Origin of the sequence: Mycolicibacterium peregrinum (genome assembly GCF_001665625.1) — a bacterium.
Taxonomy (GTDB): domain Bacteria; phylum Actinomycetota; class Actinomycetes; order Mycobacteriales; family Mycobacteriaceae; genus Mycobacterium; species Mycobacterium peregrinum_B.
Genome location: NZ_LZSY01000036.1, coordinates 40,739 through 47,786, shown reverse-complemented (window position 1 = coordinate 47,786; position 7,048 = coordinate 40,739). Strand labels below are relative to the sequence as shown.

Genomic DNA, 7,048 nt, shown 5'->3' with positions numbered 1-7,048 from the left:
CAGCTCACCGGGCTCGGTGACTCCCGAGATCCGACCGCTGTAGGTCAGGGCGTAGCCGTAGGCCAGGTACAGGTCCTTGCGCGCGGCGAAATCGAACCTGGACTCAGCCGAATCTGTGGACAGCAGGCGATGAAAACCTTCTGCGCGCGACCACAGTTCCCGACCGGCCGGAGTCCGCCGGGTACCCACGCCCCCGGACCAGCCGCGCAGCGAGCACAGGAAGAACACTGCGAAGGGCAACCCCCACAATGTGATGCCGAACCAGAGGAAGAAACCGGCCAGCGCCGCGAAGAACGCCACCACATTGGCGACGCGGATCCACAATTCCTTACGACGCCTGACCGTGAATCCGCCGTCGAGTGCCCACTTCCGCACGGCAACGGCCATGTCGGCCTTGGCCTTGCTGAGCTTCTTCCCCGAAGCCGCGGTGTTCTTGGCGGAGAACTCGGCGCCCACCGACATCACCTTGAGTGCTGCGCCCACGTCGATGGCGACCGGATCCACTCCGGACCACTCGGCGGGCTTGGCCAGGCCCTTGATCTTCCAATGCTTGTCACTGACCTGCCGCAGCTCGACAAGCCCGCGCTCGGCGAGGTGGAACAGCGTCGCGCTGAGCCCGTTCTTCGGAATGGTCTCGGTGCGGATGTACTCGGTCTGCACCGGGCCGAGCCCTTCGGGTGGCGCGTACTGCACCGGGAATCCCGGTGGCGGTTCGACAGTGGTGCGCGTCCAGAAGTAGGCGAGCAGGCCCATCCCGACGGCCACCAGCGCGACCCACGCCAGTGCGGTCACCGACCGACCGAGGATGCGGTCCCAGGTGTATGGCCACGGCAGGCTCACCTGCGCCGGAGCGGCGATGTCGACTCCGGCGCGCAGCGTCACCGGCGTGTGGGGCTCCAGATTGGTCGCGGACAACCGCACGGTGTTGCCGTCGGTGCGCAGCTCCGTGCACGCACTGCCGACGCCGAATCCGACGCTGCAACCGGCACCGATCACCTCCGCCGGCAGGGTGACCGAGATGTCGGCCCGCTCGATCGTGTTGTTCCAGGCGGGCGCGACGACGTTCCAGTAGAACGCCGACCGCGCGTCGGGGTTGCCGGTGTTCGAGGCGAACTGACGGTGAGCGCCGTTGCGTCCCGGGTCGAGGACACCGTCGATCGTGTACCGGATCTCGAAAACGTGGCTGCCCCAGTTCAGCGTCGAGCCCGGGTCGCCGATCTTGGCCACCCGGAACCGTTTACCGGTTTCCCACAACAGTTCATACGGAACCGATGAGCCGTCCATCGTGATCGAGGTGATCTCGGGTATCTGCCGCAGCCGGGAGTTGTTCTGGTTGGCCACATCCCAGTACCGGAAGATGCCGTGCCGCCCGCCGGGAAAATCCCCGGTGATGGTCTCCACCGCGGTCATCCGACCGTCGGCGTCTACGGTGAAATCCGCACGGTAATCGGTGATCACCACCGGGTCGACGGGGCCGGGACCCGACGCGGACCCACCCGTGAACACGAGCGGCCACAGCAGACCAAAGGCGATGAGCCCCAACGCGAACAACCACGACCACACCCGGCGCATCGCAGCCTCCTGATTCGGCACTCACCGATAACGGGTGAAGTATCCGCCCTATCCGATGTGGAGCGGGTCGATTTGGATACGACATGGTTGCTGATCTTTGCGCGCGCTGAGCACCGCGGTGGCTCGGCGCAGCGCGGCCGCCAACTCCAGACCACCATCACGCGGCACCCGGACCAGCATCCGGCTCACCTCGGCATCGGAGGCCAGTCCCGGCGGGCGGCGGGCGCCGGGCGGCAGTTCCACCGGCCCGAGGACTTCCGCGGTGTCGGGCAGTTGGGCAGTGTCGAGCAGCGCCTCGACCGCCGTCGTCGTCCCGTCGATGGCCGCCATGTGCACCGCCGGCGGCAATCCCACCTCACCGCGGGCATCGAGTTCGGTGTCGGCATGTCCGACCGGATCCCACCGGATCAGCGCCTGCACGGTGGCGATCGCCGACTCGGCGACCACGGCCACCACACCGCCTTCGGTGCGCGGCCGCACCAGGGCCGCCGCAGCCATCCACCGGCGCATCGTGTCCTCGGCGGCCCGGAGATCCTGCCGGCCCAGCAGCGCCCACGCGTCGAGCAACAGGGCGGCGCCGTAGCCGCCGTCGGCCACGGGCTCCGCGCCGGGGGTGCTGACCACCAGGGCCGGGCCGGCCTTCACCGCATCGACCACGGCGTCGCCGCCGGAGGTGATCACCGACGTGCCGGGAAAGGCCCGGCCCAGCTCTTCGGCCGTCCGCCGGGCCCCGACCACGACCGCCCGGACCGCATCCGAACCGCAACGCACACAACGCAATGCTGGCTCGGCCCGGCCACACCAGCGACATTCGGCAGCCGCGCTCCCCCGGTCCGGCAGGGCCAGCGGGCCCGTGCAGTGCCGGCAGCGTGTCACCGCGCGGCATCGCGCACAGGCCAACGCGGGCACGTATCCGCGCCGCGGAACCTGGATGAGCACCGGGTGCTGCGCCTGCAACGCCGAACGGGCCGCCTGCAGCGCCATGGACGGCAGCCGCGCGCTGTGGGCGGCGGGATCGCGTTCCTGTGCGTAGCCGCTGTCCTCCAACGCGACGACTCGCGGTGCGGCGGCCCGCACCACCGGCCGAGCCGCCACCACATCGTGGGCCCAGCGGGTCCGCACCAGCGCCTGCGCCTCGGCGCTGCGCGCATAGCCACCGATGATCGCGGCACAGCGCACCTGGTGGGCGCGCAGCATGGCGACCTCGCGGGCGTGCGGATAGGGCGCGCGCGGCTCGGCGAGGTTGTCGTCGCCGTCGTCCCACACCAGGACCAAGCCGAGATTGGCCACGGGGGCGAACACCGCACTGCGGGTGCCGATCACCACCTGAGCCTGTCCCCGCAGCGCCGCAAGCCAGCGGCGGTACCGGGCCGAGGGGCCCAATCCGGCCGACAACGCCACCACCCGTGACACCGGCACCTGTTGGGTCGCTGCGGCATACAGCGCGTCCACATCGCGCTGATCGGGTACGACAGCGACCACACCCAGCCCCGCGTTCACCGCCACCGCGGCCGCCTCGGCCAGCCTCAGTGCCCAGTTCTCGCCGGGCAGTGCCTGCCATGCCGCGCGCGCCGCGCGACCCTCACCGACCGCGGTCAGGAACTGTTCTCCGCGGCCGTAGCGTGCCCAGGCGCTGGTGTCCACGGGGACCGCCGTGACGGGTTCCGGTTCCTCCGCGGTCTGCTTCTCGACCCTGGCGTGACGCGGAGGCACCGCCAGGCGCAGTACATCCGCACGGGTGCCGGCGTAGCGAGCAGCGACGGCATCGACGAGCCGCCGGACCTCGGGGGTGAGCACCGGCTCCGGCGAGACCACCCGATCGAGCCAGCCGAGCTTTCCGGTGTGGTCGGTGTCGGAGCGTCGTTCCAGGAGGTAAGCGTCGACCAGCCTGCCGTTGAACCGCACCCGGACCCGCACACCGGGCTGGGCGTCGTCAGATTGCTCCTCCGACACCAGATAGTCGAACTCCCGGTCCAGGTGCGGAACCGTGAGCAGAGGAAGCACCCGCGCAATGGGCTCGTGTTCGGCGGCGCGGCGGGTGATCGTCACTGTGCAGGTTTAGCAGGAGGTTGTGTCGAGCGCCCGAAGAACAGTCCTGCCGTGATCAGCACCAGTGACGCCGCGTAGCCGAACCAGATCGGGACGGCGAGCAGTTGATCGCCGCGCACGAACTGGCTGATGCCGATCATGGCGTCCGACGCCGCGAAGCACACGCCGCCGAGAGCGGTCCACGGAGTGGGCAGCTGGGCCAGCAACGCGGTGGACACCATGGCTCCGAGCACCGCGATGTAGGCGACGACCGGGACGGCCATCCCCTGTTCGACGAGCCGGGGCCAGAACCAGGTCAGCAGCGCCACGCAAGCGAGGATGGTGACGGCCACCGCGATCAGCCGCGGGGTGGAACGCCGCGCCAGCGGCACCAGCACGCCCAGAAAGCACAGGTGCGCAACCAGGAATGCCGCGAGCCCCAAGACAAAGGACGGCTCCCACCACGGGATGGCGAGCAGGAAGTCGCCGAGTGCGGAGAACAGCAGCGCACCGATGAGCCAGCGCCGTTCCCGAACGATCGGATGGGCGCACGCGGCCGCAGCCAGCAGGACCGCTGTGAGCGCCTTCACTGCAGGTTGGAGGGTGAATTGCCCCGTCAGGTCGGCTCCCGTCGGCAACCGCGTCGCCGTGACGATCAGGAACACCCCGTAGCCCGCCGCGACGACCGCGGCCACCACCCACAGCCACACCGTGACGCGGTGTGCGTACGGTTGCGGAATGTCCGTTGCTGACGAGAAACCAGCTGTCGATGCCATCCTGCAGAAGGTACTGGAGGCAGTGCCGTTCCAACTGTCGACCGACATCGGTGTCGAGGAGGCCCGCCGCCAGTTCAGTGAGATTCCGCGGTTGCCGGTCCATCCCGATGTGAAGACCGAGGACCGTGAGATCCCCGGGCCGGCCGGACCGATCCCGGTTCGGGTGTACCGACCGCCGACCGCCGACGGCACGACGCTGCCGGTCGTGGTGTTCATCCATGGCGGCGGCTGGGCACTGGGTGACCTGGACAGTTACGACGGCACCGCCCGCCAGCATGCCGTCGCCGCCGACGCCGTCGTGGTGTCGGTGGAGTACCGGCTGGCCCCCGAGCACCCCTACCCCGCCGCCGTGGACGACGTGTGGGCGGCGACGCAGTGGGTGGCCGCCAACGCCGCTGAACTGGGCGTCGACGCCGACCGGATGGCCGTGGCCGGCGATTCGGCGGGTGGCAATCTCAGCGCCGTCGTGGCGCAGCTGATGCGTGACGCCGGTGTTGCGGGGCTGCGCTTCCAGCTGCTCTGGTACCCGGCCACCACCTGGGACACCAGCCTGCCGTCGTTCACCGAGAACGCCGAGGCGCCGATCCTGGGGCTCGATGCCGTCACAGGGTTCTCCCGCTGGTACGCCGGGCATGTGGATCTGTCGGACCCGCCGGCCACGTTGGTGCCGGCCCGTGCGGCGGACCTTTCTGGACTCGCACCCGCCTATGTCGCGGTGGCCGGGCACGACCCGTTGCGTGACGACGGCATCCGTTACTCCGAGATGTTGTCTGCTGCCGGCGTTCCCGTGCAGTTGGACCACGCCGAGACTCTGGTGCATGGCTACCTCGGCTACGTCGGTGTGGTCCCGGCAGCCACCGAATCGTTCGACCGGGCGATGGTCGCGCTACGAGCAGCCCTTCACGACTGACCGTTTCTGCTGGGCCACAACGACATTCGACGGAGTATCCCGTCGCGTAGCGCCAGGGTGTGGAACAAGACGGCGCAGATATGTGCAGTGAAGGTCGCGAACAGCAGGTAGGCGGCCACGGTGTGGGCGGTACGCAAGGCCGCGTACAGGGTGATGTTGTGCGGGGCGATCGCCGGAAGGTGCAGCGCCCCGACCAACACGACCGGCGACTGGGCGGCCGACAGCATCGCCCACCCGATCAACGGTTGCGCCAAAAGCAATGCGTACAGCAGGTATTCGGAGTAACTGGCGATACGGCGTTCCAACGGGCCCATCGTCGCCAGGAACGGCGGCAACCGGCGGGTGAGCCGGTTGACCAACCGAACGATCGCGAACACCAGGATGGCGATGCCCAGCGGCCGGTGGATCGCGAGCAACAACGGGTAGTAGCTGAGCGCCGCGATCATGGTGACGCCGATGAAGAACTGTGCGATCACCATGACCGCCATCGACCAGTGCAGCAGCCGGGCCGCCAGGTTGAACTTCGTGATCGGCGGCTTCGTTTCGGTGGTCATCGCGCACCCCCGGGGACGACGACTGCGCTGGGCGACTTGGGTTCTCGGGCCCGTCGGTTGAACGAGCGGGCATAGACCGCCGACCGTGCGCTCGGCAGTGGATCGTCGGAGACGGCCAGTCCGTCGGGCAGCACGAGCGGGTCGAAGTTGATGTCGCGGGCGTTGCCGGGGGCCTCGGTCTGCACGGCGTCGATGGTGATGGTGCCCGCATCGACGGTGGCGCGGTTCTGCGGCCACGGCAGGGTGGCGTCATGGGTGGGGTCGGTGGGGTCGCCCAGGGTGAGGATGAGCTTCCAGCTGACCGGGCCACGGGCAACGGTGTCGATGAGTGCGTCGAAGAGGACGTTCCTGTCGTCGCCGTGGGGCTGCCCGGCAGGCGGCTCCCCTGTTATCGGCACGGCCGCCCACCGGATCGCCGTCGTCTCGCCCTGGGCATCGGTGGCTCGGAACGCGTTGAGGCCGCGGTACGTACTGTCGGCGAACCCTGCACTCGGCGGAGCCTGCTTGATGATCTTCATCGCCGCGGCGGTCTCCGGGTGGTCGGCCAGGAACGCCGCCATCGCCTGCGGATCCGCCTTGCCGGTCTCTGGAACGGGACGCGAGGCCAGCATCCGGTCATAGAAGCCCCGCGGGGTGCTGTCGGGGAACACCGGAAGATTCACCATCGCGACGCGCCACTGCTCGCCGTCGGGCAGCCGGAACATCAGACCCAGCCCCCTGACCGTGTCGGGTTTGTCGGGTTGATCGGGCAGCCCCCCGGACAGCGAGAACCGTCCCACGACGGGCACCGTGCCGGGTTTGAACACCGCCGCCCGGCTCACCTGGGCGCCTGCGCCCGTGCTGGTGAACGTTCCCGTCGCGGCCAGACCCTTGGCGTGGTTGCGGCGGAATCCCTTGTGAAGGCCGGAGACCTGCTCGAAGCGGTCGGCGAAATCTGCCGGTGTCAGCGCGTCGGGCCGTAGCCAGCCCGCTGCTTCGGCGAGCCCGCCCACCCCCACGGCCACCACACCACCGACCGCAGCCAGCCCCAGCAGCGTTCTCCTGCGGTTGAGCTCTGGAACGTCATCGGATCCCATCGTGATCGCACCCCTTTTCGCCGCCGGACCCCGTCCAGTGTGAAACGGAATGCGGCCACGGGCCGTTCAATCGGATGAGTGTGACGCCGTGTCGGGTTGTTCGCGGACATGGCAGAACATTGCATACATTGC

At 69.1% G+C, this 7,048-nt stretch carries 6 protein-coding genes; 1 reads left to right on the top strand and 5 read right to left on the bottom strand.

Annotation, left to right across the window (positions count from 1 at the left end; genetic code table 11):
* From A5779_RS05500 to A5779_RS05490, 3 genes are all read right to left on the bottom strand, one after another.
* On the bottom strand, positions 1-1,572 hold a 1,572-nt coding region (locus A5779_RS05500; RefSeq protein WP_064879745.1), incomplete at its 3' end, for a DUF2207 domain-containing protein.
* A 48-nt stretch (positions 1,573-1,620) separates the two neighbouring features.
* Positions 1,621-3,621: a primosomal protein N' gene (locus A5779_RS05495; RefSeq protein ID WP_064879743.1), complete on the bottom strand. Its 2,001-nt coding sequence runs from the start codon at positions 3,619-3,621 to the stop codon at positions 1,621-1,623.
* Complete coding sequence (locus tag A5779_RS05490; protein ID WP_165609744.1) at positions 3,618-4,376, bottom strand: lysoplasmalogenase; 759 nt, start codon at positions 4,374-4,376, stop codon at positions 3,618-3,620. The genes A5779_RS05495 and A5779_RS05490 overlap by 4 nt, the downstream gene beginning before the upstream one ends.
* Here A5779_RS05490 and A5779_RS05485 point away from each other — a divergent pair.
* Positions 4,339-5,286 carry an alpha/beta hydrolase gene (locus A5779_RS05485; protein WP_064879741.1) on the top strand — a complete coding sequence of 316 codons (948 nt, stop codon included), beginning with the start codon at positions 4,339-4,341 and terminating at the stop codon, positions 5,284-5,286. The genes A5779_RS05490 and A5779_RS05485 overlap by 38 nt on opposite strands.
* Here A5779_RS05485 and A5779_RS05480 read toward each other — a convergent pair.
* Together A5779_RS05480 and A5779_RS05475 are read right to left on the bottom strand one after the other, a co-directional pair.
* Positions 5,277-5,840, bottom strand: coding sequence for a cytochrome b (locus A5779_RS05480; RefSeq protein WP_064879739.1), 564 nt, complete (start codon positions 5,838-5,840; stop codon positions 5,277-5,279). The genes A5779_RS05485 and A5779_RS05480 overlap by 10 nt on opposite strands.
* The gene (locus tag A5779_RS05475; protein ID WP_110776909.1) at positions 5,837-6,916 is read right to left on the bottom strand and encodes a catalase family peroxidase; all 1,080 of its coding nucleotides are present in this window, start codon (positions 6,914-6,916) and stop codon (positions 5,837-5,839) included. The genes A5779_RS05480 and A5779_RS05475 overlap by 4 nt, the downstream gene beginning before the upstream one ends.
* Between the last annotated feature and the right edge of the window lie 132 nt (positions 6,917-7,048).